The sequence below is a fragment of the Rhodococcus sp. W8901 genome (assembly GCF_013348805.1).
Lineage (GTDB): Bacteria > Actinomycetota > Actinomycetes > Mycobacteriales > Mycobacteriaceae > Prescottella.
This window is the reverse complement of record NZ_CP054690.1, coordinates 625,855-643,780: the sequence shown is the minus strand read 5'-3', so window position 1 is coordinate 643,780 and position 17,926 is coordinate 625,855. Positions and strand designations below refer to the sequence as shown.

Sequence of the window (17,926 nt, the reverse complement as noted above, 5' to 3'; positions counted from 1 at the left end):
CAATTTCACCGCCTTCGCAGAGTTCCGTTCGGCTGGAGCTGCGTTGCGCCTTTCGCCGTGAGGCGACCGAGCCGCCGGTCCACCTTCTTTCCGCTCAGCCCGCGGCGAATGCCGATCCGGCACGCTAGGGAATTACTGCGGTCGCTTCGACCTCGACCATGAGATCCGGTTCTCCCAGGGACGCGACTCCCAGCAGAGTGATCGGCTTGACCGGATCGATCCCCATCTTCTCCGCCGCTCGGGTCACACCCTCCCCCAGGAGTGCCATCTTGTCCGGGGTCCAGTCGACAACGTAGACGGTCAGCTTCGCTACGTCGTCGAATGACCCGCCGATCTCGGTGAGAGCTGTTCCGATGTTGAGGTACGCCTGCTCGACCTGTGCGGCGAAGTCGCCCTCGCCGACCGGTCTTCCGTCTGCATCACGAGCGACCTGCCCTGCGAGGAAAACGATCCGCGAGCCCGTCGCGATCGACAGTTGCCGGTAGACGGCGGGCTTCGGCAGTCCTTCAGGGTTGATCAGGGTGACTGGCATCTCAACTCTCATCTCTGTCTGGTCAGGGCGGAGCGGTCACGAGAAAACATAGCAGCGTTATGTATCGTTCTGGCGTGGTCAGAGCGAAGGATCCTGCGGTTCGGGAACTGTTGGTGGAGCGAGCGGCCCGGATGCTCCGCACCCGGGAGCCGATCACGATTCGTTCACTCGTTGCCGGGACCGGCGTATCCACGATGGCCGTCTACACCTACTTCGACGGCATGGACGGCCTGTGGACGGCGGTGCGGCAGGAAGGATTCACACGACTTGCGGCGATTCTCGAAAAGACCCCAGCCTCCGACGATCCCGTTCGGGACCTGGTTGCGCTGGGTTCTGCATACGTATCAAATGCGTTGGCGAATCCTGACCTTTATCGCGTCATGTTCGACGACACCGTCGAACTCGCAGATCCCCTGGCCGCAGATGCGACCCTGAGCTATCTCGTTCGCGCTGTGGAACGAGCAAAGCTCGCCGGGCGGCTGTCCGGCGAGGTCGTTGCGTCCGACCTCGCCACTCAGTGTTGGATCATCGGCCACGGGCTGACCTCGCTGGTTGCGACCGGACCTCTCGCGAGGGAGGTTCTCGACTACGGCGCAACCATGTTGACCGCTCTATTGATCCGCGCCGGCGACGACCCTGCGCAATGCGAGCGTTCGGTAGCGGGCGGATGGGGCGCGCATCCACTCGATGTCGGCGACGTCTAGTGGTTGCTCGAACCCGTGATGGGCTGCTGGATCACCGCAAGGAGGCGACCGGCCCGCTGCAGATCGACGGCCGCTCGGTCACTCAGGTCGAGGAACCAGTCGCACTGCCAACCCTGGGACCGCTTCGCCTGCGGGTTGCTGGTCGCCGACCACGGCGGATACACCCGGAAACCCCGCTTCCCACCGGCACCACGTACCGACACGATGCCGCGGGTGGCCAGCACCTCCGTCGGGAAGACGAACGCGCCGAAGCGGTCCCCCTCGCGGGCGGTGACGACCAGCCCGTCCACGTCGCCCTCGGTCGGGAACGGTTCCGTCGACCCACCGGCCGCGCGACGCCACACCGAGACGAACAGCCCCACCTTCGTCGGGGTCAGCTTGCCGACCCGAAACCGAACCGTCGACCGGCCGACCTCCGAAATCGCGGCACCGTACTCGGCGTTGTCGGGCTCGGACACAGCCGGCGAACACCCGACCCCGAGGCCAGCGAAGAGACGCATCACGAGGGCCACATCCGGATGGACCGCATCAGAAACCACAACAACTCCAACAATTCGACCCCGCCCGAAACTACCCGACGGCGCCCTCTACGGCAGCAGTCGGTCGTGGAAGCTGTTGGCGAACACGCGGTGCGGGTCGTGCGCGTTGAGGGACTTCCGCGCGGCCTCCCAGTTCCCCGATGCCGGGATTCCTGTCGTGTAGGCGGCGGGCAGGGTCTGCGTCAGCCACTCGGGGTCGCGGTAGCCGCCCTGACCGTCGAAGCCCCAGCCCTTGGCCCACTCGGAGCGGAACGTGGCGTAGTCGCCCGAATAGTTCTGCGCCATCCAGCGTTCCATGTCGCGGAAGTAGTCCGCCGCGCCCGGCGTGCCCGGCAGCGTGACGACGTTCATCCAGATGCAGGTGTCCCACTCGGGGTGGTCGGGGCGCGGACGCACGGCCGAGAGGTTCGGCGGCCCGGCCGATTCCACCAGCACCTCGGCCTGGTCGTCGACCTTGCACATGCGCACCTCGAACGGGCCGTTGATCGGGTACCTGCCCTGCGCCGCCAGGTCCGTTATCCGCGCGTTGTGCCACGTGGTGAACTCGTTGATGACCCGCTGGATGTTCGACCGCTTCGTCACGACGACGCCGCCGCCCGCGGTGACACGCATCGTGGTGTGCCGCAGGTAGAACAGGACGTCCTTGGACCAGCCCCACAGGTCGTCGGTGTCGGTGAGCGCGAGGCCCGCCTGTACGGCCGCCAACTGCCCGATCCCGAAGGCGGGGGTGGCGGCCTGGATGCCCGACGCCACCTGCCCCAGCAGATCGGTGAGCGGCTCGGGCAGGTTGTCGGTGAAGAAATAGTTGTAGGGACCGAACACCTCCCGGGACTCCGGCGGCCTGACCGGCGTCGGCGTCCAGATCTTCAGCCACGGCTTGCCGGTGAACGGGAACCAGATCGCCTCGACACGGCCCGACGTCTCCACGAAGGTCTCGTACGTCCGGCCCGGTGCTCCCGGCTGCGCGAACATCTCCTGCCACGGGATGTCCATGATGCTCTGGCAGCGCAGGCGGGCGTTGACGCCGGCCTGCAGCGTCACCGCCGTGACGAAGCTGCGGCCCAGATGTGTCAGCAGCGCGGTGATCTCGGGATCGGCGCGGGTGAAGTCGCGCAGCACGAAGCGGTCGGTGGCGTCGTCCCACACCACCGCGGTCATCGCGGTGACGAGGTTCGACAGCGAGCCGAACGACTGGCCGGGCGTCACCGTCTCCCCCGCGGCCGGGTACGTGGCGCCGTGGGCGCCGATGGCGAGGATCCCGGCGATCGAGAGATCGCCGATGGCCGGCGAGTTGGCCCACCCGAGACCGTGCTGCTGCAGCGCGGTGAGGATGGCCTCGAGGCTGGCACCGCCGCCTGCGGTGACGGTGGCCGGTGATCCGACGGGGTCGACGTTCACCCAGTTCAGATGGGTCATCGTGTCGACGAGCAGGATCTTCTCGACGTTCTCGCCGGGCACGACGGTGAGCGGACTCCACCCGTGCATGGTGCCCTTCGCGCGCACCCGGAAGCCGTTGTCCTTGGCCCAGTTCGCGATCCGGACCACGTCGTCGGGTGTCCGCGCGGTCGCGGTCCACACGGCGTCGAACCGGATGTCCTTGGCCCAGTTGACGTAGCCCTGTTGGGACAGCGGAATGTCCTGGGGGAACGCGGGCGGCGCCGGAAGGTTCGACACCGGGCCACCACCCGAACCGGTCGAGCCCGCCGCCGGCAGCGCGAAGGCCGGAGACCAGCCCATGCCCGCCGCGGCGGCGGCGCCCGCCGCCGCCCCGGCCGCTCGGCCGAGGAATCCCCTGCGCGACATCCCGTTACGCGATCCGCCTGTCGCCATCTCGCTGCCGTCGACACTCACCGGTTCGACTCCGATCCACTCGTCGGGGGTGGCGGCACCGTCGAGTCCGCCGCGCACGATCTCGAGCCAAACTAGAACAAGTTTCGTTCCGATGCCAGTGGTTCCGTAATTCTGGTCGAGGGAACCTCGGAGGCGCCCCTACTTCTCGGTCACCTGCACCGAGGTCCGCAGCGCATCGGTGATCGCCTCCGGCGCCCCGTCCACCGACCAGACCGCGAGACCGACGGCCAGGATCGTCAGCGCCGGACCCAGCACGGCCTTCTCGAAGCCGCCGCCCGCGCGGATCGCCAGGAACGAGGGCAGCCGCAGTTCCCACCATCGTCGTCCCCCGAACGGGACGAACGGCGCGAGGAACGGCACCCCCTCCTTGGTGATCATGTCGCCGAGACAGTGCGTGGCGCAGCCGAGCGCAACCGCGACGCCGAGCCCGGTCGACCCCACCTGATCCGGGAACCACTGCCACGTCAGGATCGACAGGAAGGCCGCGGCGCCGGTGACGACGAGCCACCCCTTGTCCCGCGCCCAGTCCCCGACCAGACCGCGCAGCGCCAAGCCGAGTGTGAAGAACAGCGTGACGATGATGGCGGGCCGGCCGAACTGGCCGACCAGCGCCGAGATGCCCGCGCCCAGCCCCACCGCGAACAACGCGGTGTGGGTGAGGGTGCGGTGCCCACCGCGCCGGTTGGGATCCTTCCGCCCCTTGGTCACCCGGTACACCCCGAGGGACAGGGCGTCGACGCCCGCGGCGAGGGTCCTGCTGATCGGGCCGAACGACCGCGCGACGGTGGACTGGGTGGTGTCCAGATCCGGCAGCAGCGCGGCCCCGGCGCACACGCCGGCGAACGCGAAGGTCTCCGCGGTGGACGTGGGTCCACCCCAGTCGGTGGGCAGCAGGTCCGCGACGGCTAGGCCGACCACGGCACCGGACATTGCATGGGTAGCACCCATAACCATGGGAGACAGCACCTTTCGAGCAGGACAGCAGATCACCGACAGCGAAGGGGTCCGAAGCGGCAGCCCCGGACCCCTTGCCGGGAACGCTAGCAACGACCACCGACACGACGCTCCGACGGCCGCGACCGGCCCACCACCGGCCTGCGGCTGGCCTAGATTGACGCGCATGACGGCCACGAATGTCTCGTCCACCGCGCCAGGTCGGCTCAGCGCCGCCACCATTCGTGGCTACGCGCTGGGTTCAGTCGGCACCGGCGGCTTCTCGACCCTGCCGGGCCTGGTGCTCGCCTACTACCTCACCGACACCTTGGGCGTCGCGGCGGCCGTCGCCACGTTCGTGGTGTTCGCGCCGAAGGCGCTGGACGTGGTGCTCAATCCGGCGATCGGGGCGTGGAGCGACTCGTGGGCCCGTCGGACCGGGAGCCGACGGCGGTTCCTCACGATCGGCGCCGTGCTGCTGCCGGTCTTCTTCGCGCTCACCTTCGCGGTGCCCGACGGGGTCGACGCCGCCGGCGGTGCGGTGTGGGTCGCGGTCGCGTTCATCGCGTCCGCGGTGGCGTTCAGCATGTTCCAGGTTCCGTACATCGCGATGCCCGCCGAACTCACCGACGACTACCACGAGCGCGCGCGTCTGATGGCGTGGCGCGTCGCGGTTCTCGGCATCGCGATCCTCCTCTTCGGCGCGGGTGGTCCGGAGCTGCGCGAACTGGGTGGCGGCGGCCGCTGGGGCTACCTCGTCATGGGCATCGTCGCCGGCGCGTTGCTGGGACTGGGCATGTTCGCGGCGTCCCGTGTGGCGCCGCGCCGGGCGGCGTCGGAGCCGTCGCTCGGCGAGGACGCCTCGTTCTCGGCCTCGTTGCGCGTCGTCCGATCCAGCAGGCCCTTCCGGATGCTGCTGACGGCGTCCGCGCTGCAGGCCTTCGCGACGGGCACCATGCTGGCCGCAGCGCAGTACGCCGCCACGTATGTGCTCGGCAACGAGCGGTCGGTGTCGATCCTGTTCGCCGCGCTGGTCGGTCCGGCGGTCGCGGTGATGCCGCTGTGGTCACGCTCGGTGCGGGCGTGGGGCAAGCGGCGCGCCTACCTGCTGGCGTCGAGCCTGTTCCTCGCCGCCACCGTGGCGCTGCTGGGTCTGCTCGTGGACACCGGGTGGTGGGTGTACGCGGTGGTGGCGGTGGCCGGTGTCGGCTACGCGGGCATGCAGATGCTGGGCATGTCGATGCTGCCGGACGTCATCAGCGACCACGAGAAGCGCGAGGGCGGCACGGTTCGCGCCGGGGCGTTCAGCGGCGTGTGGACGGCCGTCGAGACCATCGGCCTGGCGCTCGGTCCCGCTCTGGTCCTCGCGATCCTCGCGATCACCGGGTTCGTCTCGTCCACCGACGACCACCACGCCGACCAGTCCGAGACCGCGATCAACGGCATCGCACTGGCGATCTCCGCGGCTCCTGCGATCCTCACCGCGCTCAGCATCGTCGCGCTCGCGCGCTACCGCCTCGCCGCCGAGGACTCCTACTCCCAGAACGGAAGCCACTGATGCAGTTCCGCAACGATCCTGCCGACGTCCTCGCCCGCCTCGATGCCCTTCGCGCGGCGGATGCCCCGACGTCGGGCGGACGCCTGCTGTCGTACGTGTACGACCCGGGCGTCGCCGAACTCGCCGAGCTCGCGGGGGCCGCGGCGTTGCGCGCGCAGTCGCTGAACGGGCTGGACCCCACCACGTTTCCGTCGATCGCGGCGATGGAGCGCGATCTCGTCGAACTGGGGCGCGGCGTGCTCGCAGGTGGCGACCCGGACGTCGTCGGCTCGGTCACGAGCGGCGGCACCGAAAGCTGCATGCTCGCCGTCAAATCCGCACGGGACACGTGGCGGAGGCGAACGGGGGCCGAGCACCGCCCGACACTGCTGATCGGCGCCACTGCGCACGCGGCCTTCCACAAGGCGGCGCAGCATCTCGATCTGCGGCTCGAGGTGCTGCCGGTGGATCCCGTCACCGCGCGGCTGCGGCCGTCGGACGTCGCCGCGGCCTTGTCGCCCGACGTGGCCCTGGTCGTCGCGAGCACGCCGTCGTATGCGCACGGCGCCCTCGATCCTGTCGAGCAGATCGCGGAACTGTGTGCAGCCCAGGATGTCCCACTGCACGTGGACGGCTGCATCGGCGGCTGGGTGCTGCCGTGGTGGCCGGGCCTGACACGGCGGTGGGATCTGACGGTGCCGGGCGTGAGCAGCCTGTCGGTGGACCTGCACAAGTACGGGTACGCCCCCAAGGGCGTGTCGCTGCTGCTCTACCGCGACCGCGACCGACACCGCGCACACTGGTTCGCCACCACGTCGTGGCCCGGCTACTCCGTGGTCAATCCGACGCTGCTGGGATCGCGCAGCGTCATGCCGATCGCGGCCGGCTGGGCGGTGACACAGGCCCTCGGCGAGGAGGGATTCGCAGCCCTGGTCGCGCCGATGGCGCGCGCGACCGAACGGATCCGCGGCGCGATCGCGGGAATCGTGGGCCTGCGGCTCGTCGGCGATCCCGTCGGCCCCCTGCTGGCGATCGCCACGGACGAGGCGGTGTCGCCGGAGCGCCGCGTTGATCCGCACCGGTGGTCCGACGCCGCGGGCGACGCCGGGTGGGCGCTGCAGCCGCAGCCCCGGTACACCCAGTCGGACGGAACGGTCCTGCCGCGCACCACGCATCTGACGATCACGCCGGTCACCGAACGGGTCGTCGACGACCTGATCGCGGCGCTGCAGAAGGCGGCGGACGGCACCCGCGGGATCCCGGGCGCGGACGCCCCCGCCGACCTGGTCGCGGCCGCCGCGCAGATCGATCCCGTCGATCTCACCAGCGAGGTCAGCGCCGCCGTGCTGGGGCTCGCCGGGCTGGATCCGAAGGCCGGGCTCACCGGCCCCCAGGCCGACGTCCTCGCCCTCGTCGAGGCACTGCCCGCACCGGTCGGCGAGCGGCTGCTGATCGAGTTCCTGGCACGCTTTCTCGAACCGTGACGTCGAGAACGCCCACCGCGGCGCCGTGATGTGGGCACACTCGATGTATGGCAGCGACGTCGACGCGGTCAGTAGACGATTCGGAACCGGATCGGTCAGCCGAGCACTCGGAGCCGGAGCGCGACACGGTCGTGCGGGGAACCGTGGTCCCGATGCTGGTCGGTTTGCTGATCGGCGCCATCTTCGTCGCGGTGTTCCTGGCCGCCTTCCACGATCCGAAACCGCACGATCTGCCCGTCGCGGTGGTTGCGCCGCCACCGGCGGTCGCCGCGATCGAGGCCCAGTCGGCGGCCGCCGGCGACGCCTTCGACGTGCGCGTCTACCCGTCCGCCGACACGGCCCGGCAGTCCGTCGAGTCGCACGATGTCTTCGGCGCGTTCGTCGCCGCCGGTGCGCCCACCGCGGAACTGCTCGTCGCGGGCGCGAACGGGCCGGCGGTCACCGAGGTCCTGTCCCGTGCGTTCGGGGCGGCCGCCGCGGCGACCGGTACGCCGCTGACCGTGACCGACGTCGTCCCGTTGGCGTCGGGCGATTCCCGCGGACTGTCGGTGTTCTACACCGCCTTCGGTGTCGTCCTCGCGGCGTTCCTGTTCGGCCTCACCAGCATGCAGGCCGGTCCGCGACTGCCCGTCGTCTGGCGTGCCGTCAGCGCAGTGGCCTTCTCGATCCTGGTGAGCCTCGTCGTCGCCTGGCTGGTCCAGCCCGTTTTCGGGGCGCTGCCGGCGTCGTTCCTCATGACCGCCACGCTCGTCGGTCTGCTCGCGTTTGCCGTCGGCGCCTCGACCGTGGCGCTGCTCAAACTCCTCGGGCCGCCCGGGATCTTCGTCGCCGCCGTCGTCCTGCTGGTGTTCGGAAACGCGACCAGCACCGGCATCCTGCCCGCACAGTTCCTTCCGGGTTGGTTGGAACCGCTGACGAACATCCTGCCGGTCGGCGTCACCGTTCGCGCGCTGCGCGGCACCGCGTACTTCGACAACGACGGCCTCCCCACAGCGATCGCGGTGCTGGAGGCCTGGATCATCGGGGCGGTACTCGTGTACGGAATTGCCGTGTTTGTTCAGAGCCGACGCCGAGGGGCATGATGGAGGCAGTCCTCGAATGCTCGGGAGGCGGTTATGGACACTCTGATTCTGTGGCTGGCAGCAACCTTCATCTACTGGTGGGGCCTGCTCCCCTGACGAGTCGATGAGGCCGACAGGTTCGTGAAAGCCGATGGGCCCGTTCCGGAATTGTCCAATTCCGGAACGGGCCCATCGGGCTCATCGGTCTACTTCTGGCCGGCGCGCACGCCTACCTCGACCTTCTTGCCGAGTTCGGCGTCCACGTTCTTCCAGTACTCGAACACGCGCTGCAGCACGGGTTCGCTGACACCGCCGAGCGCGTGGCCGACGATGTTGCTCACCAGACGTTCGCGGGCGGCATCGTCGAGCACCTCGCGGACCAGGGTTCCGGCCTGCGTGAAGTCGCCGTCCTCCGGGTGCTGGATGTACCCGGCGCGCACCGCCTGACCGTCGAACTCCCACAGGCCCTCGTCACCGGCGGCCGACGGATCCGCGTGCGGCCCGCCGTACGAGTTGGGCGCGTACACCGGGGTGTCGGCGGAGTTGAAGCTGTAGCGCATCGCACCCTCCTTGGAGTAGGAGTTCACGGGGCACTTCGGCGCGTTCACCGGCAGGTCGGCGTAGTTGGTGCCGATCCGGTAGCGATGGGCGTCCGCGTAGGAGAACACCCGGCCGAGCAGCATCTTGTCGGGGCTGAACCCGATGCCGGGCACCACGTTCGACGGTTCGAACGACGCCTGCTCGATCTGCGCGAAGAAGTTCTCCGGATTGCGGTTCAGGGTCCACTTGCCGACCTCGATCAGCGGGTAGTCCTTCTGCGACCACACCTTCGTCAGGTCGAACGGGTTGAAGCGGTAGCCCTCGGCCTCCACGACCGGCATGACCTGAACCTTCATGGTCCAGCTGGGGAACTCGCCCCGATCGATCGCGTTGTACAGATCGGCGCGGTGGTAATCCGGGTCGGAGCCGGCGAGGGTGTCGGCCTCGGCCTGCGTGAGGAACTCGATGCCCTGGTCGGTCTTGAAGTGGTACTTCACCCAGAAGCGCTCACCGGCAGCGTTGACCCACTGGTAGGTGTGCGAGCCGAACCCGTCCATGTGCCGCCACGACTTCGGGATACCGCGGTCGCCCATCAGCCACGTCACCTGGTGCGCCGTCTCGGGACGCAGCGTCCAGAAGTCCCACTGCATGTCGTGGTCGCGCAGACCCGAACCCGGCAGACGCTTCTGCGAGCGGATGAAGTCGGGGAACTTGATGGGGTCCTTGATGAAGAAGACCGGGGTGTTGTTGCCGACGAGGTCGTAGTTGCCCTCTTCGGTGTAGAACTTCATCGCGAACCCGCGCGGATCGCGCCACGTGTCGGGGCTGCCCTGCTCGCCGGCGACGGTGGAGAAGCGCACCAGCGACTCGGTCTTCTTGCCGGGCTGCAGGAACTTCGCCTTGGTGTACTTGCTGACGTCACCGGTGATGACGAGTTCACCGAACGCGCCGCCGCCCTTGGCGTGCACGATGCGCTCCGGCACCCGCTCGCGGTTGAACTGCGCGAGCTTCTCGATCAGGTAGTGGTCGTGCAGCAGGATCGGCCCCTGCGTACCCGCGGTCAACGACTCGTCGTCGCTGCTGACCGGGATTCCGAAGTTGTTCGTCGTCGGACGTGACTGTGCGGACGTCATTTTGCGAAGCCTCCTGGCACTAGTGGGCTGTGGCTGTCTTCGAATGGTTCGACCCGCCCGATCCGGGCACATCGTCTTGATTCTGTGAGCTGGCAACGGTCTCTGCTGTGGTTTTCGCCGAAACACTTCGGCAACCGCCGCACAGACCCCAGAACACCACCTCGGCCTCGTCGATCTCGAAGCCGTGGTCGTTCGAGGGCTCCAGGCAGGGAGCGTGGCCGACGACGCAGTCCACATCGACGACCGTGCCGCACGAGCGGCACACCAAGTGGTGATGGTTGTCCGCGGCGCGGGTCTCGTACCGTGCCGGGGAACCCGCAGGTTCGATCCGGCGCAGCAGACCCGCCCGGACACAGGCCCCCAGCACGTCGTAGACGCCCTGGGTGGAGACGGTCCCGAGCTGACGACGCACCTCGGCAGCGATCTCCTCCGCATCCGAATGCGGATTCGCGGCAACAGCATTCAGAACCGCAACCCGGGGAGCCGTGACACGTAGGCCCGCTTCCCTCAGCAGGGTGCGGGGTTCGATGCCGTGCTCTCCGTGTTGCATGGTTCCCAGTATGCCCCTTTTCTGGAATAAGTCAAAAGAACGACAACCTCCAGGATGCGGCGGTCGCGCGAACCCGGGCCGTCCGGCGAGGACCGCGGGCCGGGCGACCCTCCGGACAGAGGCAATCCCCGCCCCGGTGCGCGCGGCGAACCGGCCGCACCGTCACCGGCCGCGCGGGTGCAATGATCTGCACCCGGAACCCGAAGCGGGATGGATTCGCCCGCAACCACATCCACGCGATCGATTCGGCCAATCTCTGCACCGCAGTACAATTCGGACGATTCCCCACACGCCTCCGCTACCACTCCGCTACCGTCGGGTGCGTACTGCACGGCACAGACGACAGGAGCGCACCACAGCTCACGGGAGACGACATGTGCGAGGCTCCACAACGCGCGCGGCGGGCCGGGATACGAACCACGTCACTGCGATTGGCATGGCTGCTGTGCATCGCACTCATCGTGTTCGTGCCCGGATTGTTCGCACTGATGGTCGGCACCACGCTGCTCGAGGCCGTTTTGATCACAGCCTTCACCCTGGCTTGCGTGTGGATGGCCGGGCTACTGATCAACTTTCGGTAACCGCGAACCGGCTTCGATGGAGGAACACCCATGGTCGACGACACCCCCGCAGGAGCCGACGCGGACGCGACCGCCTCCCGGCATCGGGCCCGGATCGCCCGGGAACGCGCCGACACGGAGCGCCGCATCGCCGCACTCAACCAGCGATTCACCGGAATAGTGGAGGGATCGGAGTTCACCACGGACGACGACGAGCACGATCCCGAAGGCTCGACCATCGCCTTCGAGCGTGCCCAGGTCTCGGCCCTGCTCGACGACGCTCGCCGCGACCTGGAGGACCTGGCGGCGGCAACACAGCGCCTCGAGAACGGCACGTACGGCGTCTGCGTCCGATGCGGAACACCGATCACCGAGGCCCGACTCGATGCGGTGCCCGCCGCCACGATGTGTATCGACTGCTCGGCTCGTCGCCACTAGCAAGCGACGACGAGCCGGCGGTCGGTGCGCGGCTAGTCCGCGAAATACGTTGCCACAGCGTTGAGTCCGGTGACATAGACCCCGTCGCCGAACATCTGCTCCACCGTCGCGACCGCCGCGTCGTCGTCGGCCTGATACTCCGCGCTCCAATGAATCTCGGTGCCGCCGGCGTGCGGCCGCACCGCGAGGGTGGCGATGTAGTCGCTGATCGGCAGCATCGGGTCGAGCACCTGGTAGCTGTACGTGCGCGCCGCTGCATCGCGGCCGACGAGAAGCTCCCGGGCGACGACACGCCCGTCGATCGAGAAGACACGGATTGCACCGACCTCGGTCGGCTCCGTGTCGCCCTCGAGCTCCGAGGGCGGGACGCCCGGATGCCACGCGCCGAGCCGGTCGAAGTCGCCGATGTGGGACCAGACCCGATCGGGATCTGCCGAAACCACGACGCTTCTCACCAGTGACCGAACCATGATTGTCTCCTTGTCTGCCGAAACATGTTGTCTGTCGAACGGATTCGTCGAGCTAGTCGCTTCGCGCCGGAATCTGGACATCGAGGCGTAGGACGGACAGCGCGGACGCCGCCAGCTCACCCACGTCGGCCGGCCCCTCGGGGTCGTCCAGATCGGGCCCGGCCCGCCCCGCCAGCAGCGGTCGCATCCGAGAGTGCGTCTCGAGCACATTGACAGCGTGGCACAAACTGGCGACCTGGCACAGATTGCCACGCTGCTGTCCCGGCTTGTTTCCCCGGAGAATTCGCACGTCACCGGCCACGTCGTCTTCGTCGACGGCGGCGCCGTGCGCCGCGGCGACTCCGCCTGGTAGCCGACGTCGACCGCCGGGCCGTTCACCGGGGCGGTGTGCGGATCGGGCCGGCTCCCCCGTTAGCCTGGGCGTACACGTACGTTTCTCTGGGGGGGAAGATGTTCGTCAAGGACCGAGGACGGCGCGAATCGTCGGGGCTGGTGATCGCGGCGATCGCGGCGATCGGCATCGCGGGTTGCGCGACCGAACTGGAAGGCACACCGACGAGCGAGGAGGGGGTCGTCGCATCGAGTCGGCCGCCGGATACCGTCGCCTCCGACCTGGAAACGTGGGCCGACGCCTTCTGCACGGCCTACGGACCCCTCGCCGACGCCACAGAGGCGCTCGACGAGATTCCCGCCAGCTCCGCACTGTCACCGGCGAACATCACGAATACCCGCAGCGCCCTCGTCGCGAGCCTGCCTGCGCTCGACACGTTGATCGAGATGCCGGAACCGCCCGTCTCCGACGGTCGTCAGATCAAGGCCATCCTCGACGCGTCCCATCGCGCGTGGAGGAAACTCACCACCGATGTTGTCGCAGTGATCGATTCCAGCCCCGACGGGCTCAGCGTGAACGGAGCGCAGCGGATCCTGGATCTGGCCGCCGATGCAGACGCCGGGTTGACCACGACGGACCTCGACCGGATCGAGGACTTCAACAGCCGGATCGAGCAACTCGGCCTGCCCGCTTGCTCGGCTATGGACGGAAATCCCTGACCCGTCGCCCCGGCGGCCCGGCCGACCATGAGCCGCAACCTGTTCGGAGCCCGTCCGGATTCGACTACGCGGCGCCCGCCACGCACCGGAATCCGATGTGGCTCATCCCCGTGTCGACCATCTGGGGTCGGCGCGCCGCGGGCCGATAGCGGCGGCAGTAGCTGTCGGCGCACAGGAACGAGCCGCCCTTGATCACCTTGCGGGGCACCTGGAACTGGGGCTGACGGCTGTCGAAGCTCTGCGACACGTCCGGCCCACGCGGATTGAGCGGTGCGCAGCACGAGTCCGCCGAGTCGGCATGTCGGTCCGAGTACCAGTCGGCCGTCCATTCCCACACGTTGCCCGCCATGTCGTGCAGGCCGTACCCGTTCGACGGATAGCTGCCGACCGCTGCGGTGGTGCCGTACCCGGAATCCGCTCGCCAGGGGAAGTCGCCGTGCCAGAAGTTCGCGAGACGCTCGTCGTCCGCTTCGCCGTCCTTGCCCCATGTGAAGTCGGCGCCGTCCAGCCCACCCCGCGCAGCGGCCTCCCACTGCGCCTCGGTGGGCAGCGACCGTCCCGCCCATTGCGCGTACGCCGCTGCATCCTCGTGCGCGACATGAACGACGGGGTGGTCCCCGAGCCCGGCGGTCGACGATCCGGGGCCTGTGGGGCGCTGCCAGGACGCCCCGATCGTCCAGGTCCACCATTGACTGAGGTGCCGGAGATCGACCGGACCGGCGGTGCGTGTGAAGACCATCGATCCGGGCTGCAGGTTCTCCACGGGCGCCCCCGGGAAATCGGCGGGGTCCAACGGCCTCTCGGCCACCGTGACGTAGCCGGTGTCCCGCACGAAACGCGCGTACTGCGCATTGGTGACCTGATGGGTCTCGATGGCGAAGGCATCGACCTTCACACGGTGCGCCGGGCCCTCCTCCGGGTAGTGCCGATCCGAGCCCATCGTGAATGTCTGCGCCGGTACGTCTCGGAGGTCGGAGAATGCCGAATCACCCACTGGGCCTCGCTCCTCTTCGGGGTCAGGTGACGGCCGTCGAGAAGACGTTCGTCCAGTCGTTCTTCATGCTTACCACGGTCCAGTCCTTCTCTCGCGCTTGATCGAGGGCCTGTTCGGCACCGGCGACGTAGTCGAACTCGCGTTCGGCATCGTCGTGCAGGATCACCATCCGCAGGGACGGGCGGTCGGGTTGCCCGGAGAACGCCAGCATCGGAAGGTCGCCGTTGGAGTTGCCGACCGACAGGATCGGCCGCCGCCCGATCCTGCTCCAGATCCGGACGGGCTTCTCCGGTCCGTCGTCGAAGAAATCCATCGCGGCCTTGTAGAGCAGATCGGTGGTGTCCTCGCCCTCGCGGTACGACAGACCGAGCGCGCTGCCGATGATGCGTTCCGGCGGCAGCCCGTAGAGCCTTCCGGCGACCGGGCGCATGAAGTCGCGGTCACCACCGGACGCGATGTAGGTCGTGAAGCCGTTCTCCTCGAGGTAACGCAACAACTCGACCATCGGCGTGTATCCGCACCCGTAATAGGGGCGGCCGAGCGTCGGGTGATCCGCCCCGGCGAAGAAGGCCCGGACCCGCGCGTCGTAATTCTCGACGGTGACCGAGTCGAACGCGGCGGTGACCGCGCCCATCAGCAGCTTCAGATCGCCGTCGTCGCCCTGATAATGCTTGACCATCGCCGTGCCGAGCCACTGAAGGTCATTCTCGTAGGCCGCCTTCCACGGCTGTTTCTGGCGCAGATCGGGTTCGCCCGTAGCCATCTCGGCGAAGCGCCGCACGGTGAAGTCGAGTTGGATGGGCATCGGCTTCTCGCACCAGAGTGTGCCGTCGTTGTCGAAGACCGCCACCCGGTCCTCGGGTTCGACGAAGTCCGGTCCGCCGGCCGCCGTGACCCGATCCACGAAATCGACTATGGCGGATCTTGTTCCCCCGTCGGCCCACGACTCGAGTGCATTCACCATGCCGGTCAGTCCCGCGACAGAAAGGCGTGCAGCTTCTTCACCGCATGATCGATCGTGAAGGTGGCTGGCTCCTGCCGCGGCGGAAACTCCTTGAACGTGTCGAGGAAGGCGGTAGCGATCGCGGTGCCGTAGAGGGCGATGTAATCGTGGTCGAGGAACCAGTCCCAGTACGTGTTCGACGTCGAGTCGGCCCGCTCGAACGGATCGGTGCGGAGGTTGAACAGCTTCGGTACCCGCAGTTCCGTGAACGGCTCCGCCCAGATCCCCAGTGTGCCCTGTACCCGCTGCTCCATGAAGACGATCTTCCAGTTCTCGAACCGCACACCCAGCACGTCGCAGTCGTCCGAGAAGTAGACCATGCCCCGGCGCGGGCTCCGCTCCACCTCCCCGGTGAGGTAGGGCAGCAGGTTGTAGCCGTCGATATGGACCTTGTAGGTCTTGTCGCCGGGGGCGTGCCCGGACTTCAGCTTGTCGACGATGTCCGTGTCACCGGCCGCCGCGAGGAACGTGGGGAGCCAGTCGTGATGCTGGACGATGTCGTTGGAGACCGCCCCCGCTTCGATCCTCCCTGGCCACCGGATCACCTGCGGAACCCGGAATGCCCCTTCCCAGTTGGTGTCCTTCTCACTGCGGAAGGGTGTGGTCGCACCGTCCGGCCACGTGTTGGCGTGCGGGCCGTTGTCGGTGCTGTAGATGACGATCGTGTCCTCGGCCAGACCGAGCTCGTCCAGGACATCGAGCACGGAGCCGACATTCTTGTCGTGGTCGATCATCGTGTCGTGGTACGGCGACTGCCAGATGCCGGACTGCCCCAGGCTTTCCGGCTTGGTATGCGTCCGCAGGTGCATGTGGGTGAAGTTCAGCCACACGAAGAAGGGCGTGTCCTCGTCGTGCTTGCGCCGGATGAAGTCGATGCAGGCATCGGCGATCTCGTCGTCGATGGTCTCCATCCGCTTCTTGGTCAGCGGACCGGTGTCTTCGATCCGTTGCTTGCCGACGCGGCCGAAGCGCGGATCCTCGGTGGAATCGTCCTCATCGGTGGCCCAGGAGCGCAGGACGCCCCGCGGCCGTTGCAGGTTGTACAGGCGGGGATACAGATCCGCGTCGGGGTAGTCCGGGAGTTCCGGCTCCTCCTCGGCATTGAGGTGATAGAGGTTGCCGAAGAACTCGTCGAAACCGTGCACGGTCGGCAGGTACTTGTTCAGGTCACCGAGGTGGTTCTTACCGAACTGACCGGTGGCATACCCGAGCGGTTTGATCAGTTCCGCAATGGTCGGGTCCTCAGCCGAGAGACCGATCTCGACGCCCGGCATGCCGACCTTGCTCATCCCCGTCCGGTAGACGCTCTGGCCGGTGATGAATGAGGCGCGGCCGGCGGTGCAACTCTGCTCACCGTAGGAGTCGGTGAACTTCATGCCCTCGTCGGCGAGACGATCGATGTTCGGCGTCCGGTATCCCATCAGTCCGTCGCTGTAGCAACTGAGGTTGGAGATGCCGATGTCATCGCCCCAGATCACCAGAATGTTCGGCTTCGAGTCCGGCATCGCACATCTCCTCGTCCGCTCCGCATGTCGTTGAGTCCGTGTCCCCATCAGGGTGCGCCCTCCGCCGGCCGTCCACATCACCCGTTCGGGATGAGGCTCGGGCGACCGACGAGGACACAGATGTCACGTCGCCGGCACGACCGACTCCGGCTCAGGACTCGGATCATCGACTTCCTTTGCAGGAGAGGGAATGTCGGGGTCCGGCGGAACCGCAACGTCCTCCGCCTTCTCGCCGATCAGGACGTTCACCCAACGGGTGGCGGGGTCTATGTCCAGCAGCATCGCCTTGACCAGAAGCGTCATCGGAATTGTAAGCAGCGCACCCAGCGGGCCGAGCACCCAGGCCCAGAACACCAGCGCCAGGAAGGTCATCGTCCGCTGATGCCGACGGCGTCGCCGACGAACTTCGGCTGGATGATCGACTGGATGACGAAATTGATCACGCAGTAGACCGCGATCACCCACACCATGAGACCCGGCCCGCCGTCGGGCAGTCAGTCCGCGAACACCTCGCGAAAGTGCGCCTCCTGCTCATGGGACAGGTTCGTGGAGATCAGTTCGGCGTGCTGACCATGGAATTCGTCGTGCACGCGATCGACCGTCGCGTCGGACGTCAACACGAACAGGGCCGAGGTTCCGGGGGTGATCTGTTCCTTGAGCCGCTTGATGAAGTCGTCGTCGATTCCGACGTCGGTCAGCGCCCCTGTCAGTGCGCCGACGGCGGCACCGACGGCCACCCCGATCAGTGGGATGAAGAACAGAATGCCGAACAGCAGCCCCCAGAAGGCGCCGCCGAGCGCGCCCGCGCCCGCGAGATCGGCGAGCTGGTGAGTCTTCGGCTTCCTCCTCCCCTCCGGCCAACTCACCACTGCCGCATCGTGAACGGTGATCAATTCCTGCTTCTGCAGGGCTTCCAACGTCGCGACGGCGGTGTCCGCTCCGGACGGAGACGCGAACTTCCAGACGGTCAGCGTTCCTGCCATGCGAAACTCCTCGAGATGGTGGGATCCAGCCACATCGGCCTCTCAGGCACCGTACGAAC

General features: G+C 67.7%; 20 protein-coding genes and 1 pseudogene. 8 read left to right on the top strand and 13 right to left on the bottom strand.

Going from position 1 to position 17,926, the window contains the following annotated elements; genetic code table 11:
* Nucleotides 1–124: 124 nt before the first annotated feature.
* On the bottom strand, nucleotides 125–532 hold the full coding sequence (locus tag HUN07_RS02925) for a RidA family protein (protein WP_174907828.1): 408 nt from the start codon (nucleotides 530–532) through the stop codon (nucleotides 125–127).
* Between the two features lie 194 nt (nucleotides 533–726).
* Here HUN07_RS02925 and HUN07_RS02920 point away from each other — a divergent pair, with 194 nt between their 5' ends.
* Nucleotides 727–1,236 carry a TetR/AcrR family transcriptional regulator gene (locus HUN07_RS02920; protein ID WP_254622770.1) on the top strand — a complete coding sequence of 170 codons (510 nt, stop codon included), beginning with the start codon at nucleotides 727–729 and terminating at the stop codon, nucleotides 1,234–1,236.
* Here the strand turns inward: HUN07_RS02920 and HUN07_RS02915 are convergent.
* The 3 genes from HUN07_RS02915 to HUN07_RS02905 all read right to left on the bottom strand — a co-directional run bounded on the left by HUN07_RS02915 (nucleotide 1,233) and on the right by HUN07_RS02905 (nucleotide 4,580).
* A complete protein-coding gene (locus tag HUN07_RS02915; protein WP_217487178.1) occupies nucleotides 1,233–1,694 on the bottom strand; it encodes a MepB family protein in 462 nt (153 codons plus the stop codon). The two genes, HUN07_RS02920 and HUN07_RS02915, sit on opposite strands and share 4 nt — an antisense overlap.
* Nucleotides 1,695–1,823: 129 nt before the next feature.
* Nucleotides 1,824–3,578 (bottom strand): cholesterol oxidase substrate-binding domain-containing protein, encoded by a 1,755-nt coding sequence (locus tag HUN07_RS02910; RefSeq protein WP_174914381.1) that lies wholly within the window; start codon nucleotides 3,576–3,578, stop codon nucleotides 1,824–1,826.
* 186 nt (nucleotides 3,579–3,764) lie between these two features.
* Complete coding sequence (locus tag HUN07_RS02905; RefSeq protein WP_174907824.1) at nucleotides 3,765–4,580, bottom strand: metal-dependent hydrolase; 816 nt, start codon at nucleotides 4,578–4,580, stop codon at nucleotides 3,765–3,767.
* A gap of 166 nt (nucleotides 4,581–4,746) precedes the next feature.
* On the opposite strand from HUN07_RS02905, the gene HUN07_RS02900 reads away from it, so the two are divergent.
* The 3 genes from HUN07_RS02900 to HUN07_RS02890 all read left to right on the top strand — a co-directional run bounded on the left by HUN07_RS02900 (nucleotide 4,747) and on the right by HUN07_RS02890 (nucleotide 8,662).
* Complete coding sequence (locus HUN07_RS02900) at nucleotides 4,747–6,117, top strand: MFS transporter (protein WP_174907823.1); 1,371 nt, start codon at nucleotides 4,747–4,749, stop codon at nucleotides 6,115–6,117.
* A complete protein-coding gene (locus HUN07_RS02895) occupies nucleotides 6,117–7,580 on the top strand; it encodes a pyridoxal phosphate-dependent decarboxylase family protein (RefSeq protein WP_174907821.1) in 1,464 nt (487 codons plus the stop codon). The genes HUN07_RS02900 and HUN07_RS02895 overlap by 1 nt, the downstream gene beginning before the upstream one ends.
* 152 nt (nucleotides 7,581–7,732) lie before the next feature.
* Complete coding sequence (locus tag HUN07_RS02890; protein WP_217487177.1) at nucleotides 7,733–8,662, top strand: ABC transporter permease; 930 nt, start codon at nucleotides 7,733–7,735, stop codon at nucleotides 8,660–8,662.
* 185 nt (nucleotides 8,663–8,847) lie between these two features.
* On the opposite strand, the gene HUN07_RS02885 is transcribed toward HUN07_RS02890, so the two are convergent.
* Together HUN07_RS02885 and HUN07_RS02880 are read right to left on the bottom strand one after the other, a co-directional pair.
* The gene (locus HUN07_RS02885) at nucleotides 8,848–10,314 is read right to left on the bottom strand and encodes a catalase (protein WP_174907818.1); all 1,467 of its coding nucleotides are present in this window, start codon (nucleotides 10,312–10,314) and stop codon (nucleotides 8,848–8,850) included.
* 19 nt (nucleotides 10,315–10,333) lie between these two features.
* Entirely contained in the window at nucleotides 10,334–10,864 is a 531-nt protein-coding gene (locus tag HUN07_RS02880; RefSeq protein WP_174907816.1) for a Fur family transcriptional regulator, read from the bottom strand.
* Between the two features lie 374 nt (nucleotides 10,865–11,238).
* Between HUN07_RS02880 and HUN07_RS02875 the strand changes: the two genes are divergently transcribed.
* Together HUN07_RS02875 and HUN07_RS02870 are read left to right on the top strand one after the other, a co-directional pair.
* Nucleotides 11,239–11,445: a hypothetical protein gene (locus HUN07_RS02875; RefSeq protein ID WP_174907814.1), complete on the top strand. Its 207-nt coding sequence runs from the start codon at nucleotides 11,239–11,241 to the stop codon at nucleotides 11,443–11,445.
* Between the two features lie 30 nt (nucleotides 11,446–11,475).
* A complete protein-coding gene (locus HUN07_RS02870) occupies nucleotides 11,476–11,862 on the top strand; it encodes a TraR/DksA family transcriptional regulator (protein WP_174907812.1) in 387 nt (128 codons plus the stop codon).
* 32 nt (nucleotides 11,863–11,894) lie between these two features.
* Here HUN07_RS02870 and HUN07_RS02865 read toward each other — a convergent pair whose 3' ends face one another.
* Both HUN07_RS02865 and HUN07_RS02860 read right to left on the bottom strand, forming a co-directional pair.
* A complete protein-coding gene (locus tag HUN07_RS02865; RefSeq protein WP_174907810.1) occupies nucleotides 11,895–12,332 on the bottom strand; it encodes an SRPBCC family protein in 438 nt (145 codons plus the stop codon).
* Nucleotides 12,333–12,384: 52 nt separating this feature from the next.
* Nucleotides 12,385–12,540, bottom strand: coding sequence for a hypothetical protein (locus tag HUN07_RS02860; RefSeq protein WP_174907808.1), 156 nt, complete (start codon nucleotides 12,538–12,540; stop codon nucleotides 12,385–12,387).
* A 9-nt stretch (nucleotides 12,541–12,549) separates the two neighbouring features.
* On the opposite strand from HUN07_RS02860, the gene HUN07_RS27240 reads away from it, so the two are divergent.
* Together HUN07_RS27240 and HUN07_RS02855 are read left to right on the top strand one after the other, a co-directional pair.
* Nucleotides 12,550–12,684, top strand: a complete 135-nt coding sequence (locus HUN07_RS27240; RefSeq protein WP_302675472.1) for a hypothetical protein — start codon at nucleotides 12,550–12,552, stop codon at nucleotides 12,682–12,684.
* A 98-nt stretch (nucleotides 12,685–12,782) separates the two neighbouring features.
* Nucleotides 12,783–13,382 carry a hypothetical protein gene (locus HUN07_RS02855; protein ID WP_174907806.1) on the top strand — a complete coding sequence of 200 codons (600 nt, stop codon included), beginning with the start codon at nucleotides 12,783–12,785 and terminating at the stop codon, nucleotides 13,380–13,382.
* A gap of 64 nt (nucleotides 13,383–13,446) precedes the next feature.
* Here HUN07_RS02855 and HUN07_RS02850 read toward each other — a convergent pair whose 3' ends face one another.
* The 5 genes and pseudogenes from HUN07_RS02850 to HUN07_RS02830 form a co-directional block, all read right to left on the bottom strand.
* Complete coding sequence (locus HUN07_RS02850; protein ID WP_174914379.1) at nucleotides 13,447–14,322, bottom strand: formylglycine-generating enzyme family protein; 876 nt, start codon at nucleotides 14,320–14,322, stop codon at nucleotides 13,447–13,449.
* A 76-nt stretch (nucleotides 14,323–14,398) separates the two neighbouring features.
* Nucleotides 14,399–15,340: an HAD family hydrolase gene (locus HUN07_RS02845; protein WP_174907804.1), complete on the bottom strand. Its 942-nt coding sequence runs from the start codon at nucleotides 15,338–15,340 to the stop codon at nucleotides 14,399–14,401.
* Between the two features lie 5 nt (nucleotides 15,341–15,345).
* Nucleotides 15,346–16,884 (bottom strand): arylsulfatase, encoded by a 1,539-nt coding sequence (locus HUN07_RS02840; protein WP_174907802.1) that lies wholly within the window; start codon nucleotides 16,882–16,884, stop codon nucleotides 15,346–15,348.
* Between the two features lie 123 nt (nucleotides 16,885–17,007).
* Nucleotides 17,008–17,378: pseudogene (locus HUN07_RS02835) on the bottom strand (AI-2E family transporter); the annotation flags it as partial.
* Complete coding sequence (locus HUN07_RS02830; RefSeq protein WP_174907800.1) at nucleotides 17,379–17,867, bottom strand: DUF1269 domain-containing protein; 489 nt, start codon at nucleotides 17,865–17,867, stop codon at nucleotides 17,379–17,381.
* Nucleotides 17,868–17,926 lie beyond the last annotated feature (59 nt).

Coding starts and splice junctions, on each gene's coding strand:
- HUN07_RS02840 (WP_174907802.1), bottom strand. CDS start 16,884: ATGCCGGACTCGAAGCCGAACATTCTGGTGATCTGGGGCGATGACATC.
- HUN07_RS02895 (WP_174907821.1), top strand. CDS start 6,117: ATGCAGTTCCGCAACGATCCTGCCGACGTCCTCGCCCGCCTCGATGCC.
- HUN07_RS02880 (WP_174907816.1), bottom strand. CDS start 10,864: ATGCAACACGGAGAGCACGGCATCGAACCCCGCACCCTGCTGAGGGAA.
- HUN07_RS02830 (WP_174907800.1), bottom strand. CDS start 17,867: ATGGCAGGAACGCTGACCGTCTGGAAGTTCGCGTCTCCGTCCGGAGCG.
- HUN07_RS02890 (WP_217487177.1), top strand. CDS start 7,733: ATGCTGGTCGGTTTGCTGATCGGCGCCATCTTCGTCGCGGTGTTCCTG.
- HUN07_RS02925 (WP_174907828.1), bottom strand. CDS start 532: ATGCCAGTCACCCTGATCAACCCTGAAGGACTGCCGAAGCCCGCCGTC.
- HUN07_RS02855 (WP_174907806.1), top strand. CDS start 12,783: ATGTTCGTCAAGGACCGAGGACGGCGCGAATCGTCGGGGCTGGTGATC.
- HUN07_RS02900 (WP_174907823.1), top strand. CDS start 4,747: ATGACGGCCACGAATGTCTCGTCCACCGCGCCAGGTCGGCTCAGCGCC.
- HUN07_RS02885 (WP_174907818.1), bottom strand. CDS start 10,314: ATGACGTCCGCACAGTCACGTCCGACGACGAACAACTTCGGAATCCCG.
- HUN07_RS02875 (WP_174907814.1), top strand. CDS start 11,239: ATGTGCGAGGCTCCACAACGCGCGCGGCGGGCCGGGATACGAACCACG.
- HUN07_RS02920 (WP_254622770.1), top strand. CDS start 727: ATGGCCGTCTACACCTACTTCGACGGCATGGACGGCCTGTGGACGGCG.
- HUN07_RS02845 (WP_174907804.1), bottom strand. CDS start 15,340: ATGGTGAATGCACTCGAGTCGTGGGCCGACGGGGGAACAAGATCCGCC.
- HUN07_RS02865 (WP_174907810.1), bottom strand. CDS start 12,332: ATGGTTCGGTCACTGGTGAGAAGCGTCGTGGTTTCGGCAGATCCCGAT.
- HUN07_RS02905 (WP_174907824.1), bottom strand. CDS start 4,580: ATGGTTATGGGTGCTACCCATGCAATGTCCGGTGCCGTGGTCGGCCTA.
- HUN07_RS02910 (WP_174914381.1), bottom strand. CDS start 3,578: ATGTCGCGCAGGGGATTCCTCGGCCGAGCGGCCGGGGCGGCGGCGGGC.
- HUN07_RS02870 (WP_174907812.1), top strand. CDS start 11,476: ATGGTCGACGACACCCCCGCAGGAGCCGACGCGGACGCGACCGCCTCC.
- HUN07_RS02850 (WP_174914379.1), bottom strand. CDS start 14,322: ATGGGCTCGGATCGGCACTACCCGGAGGAGGGCCCGGCGCACCGTGTG.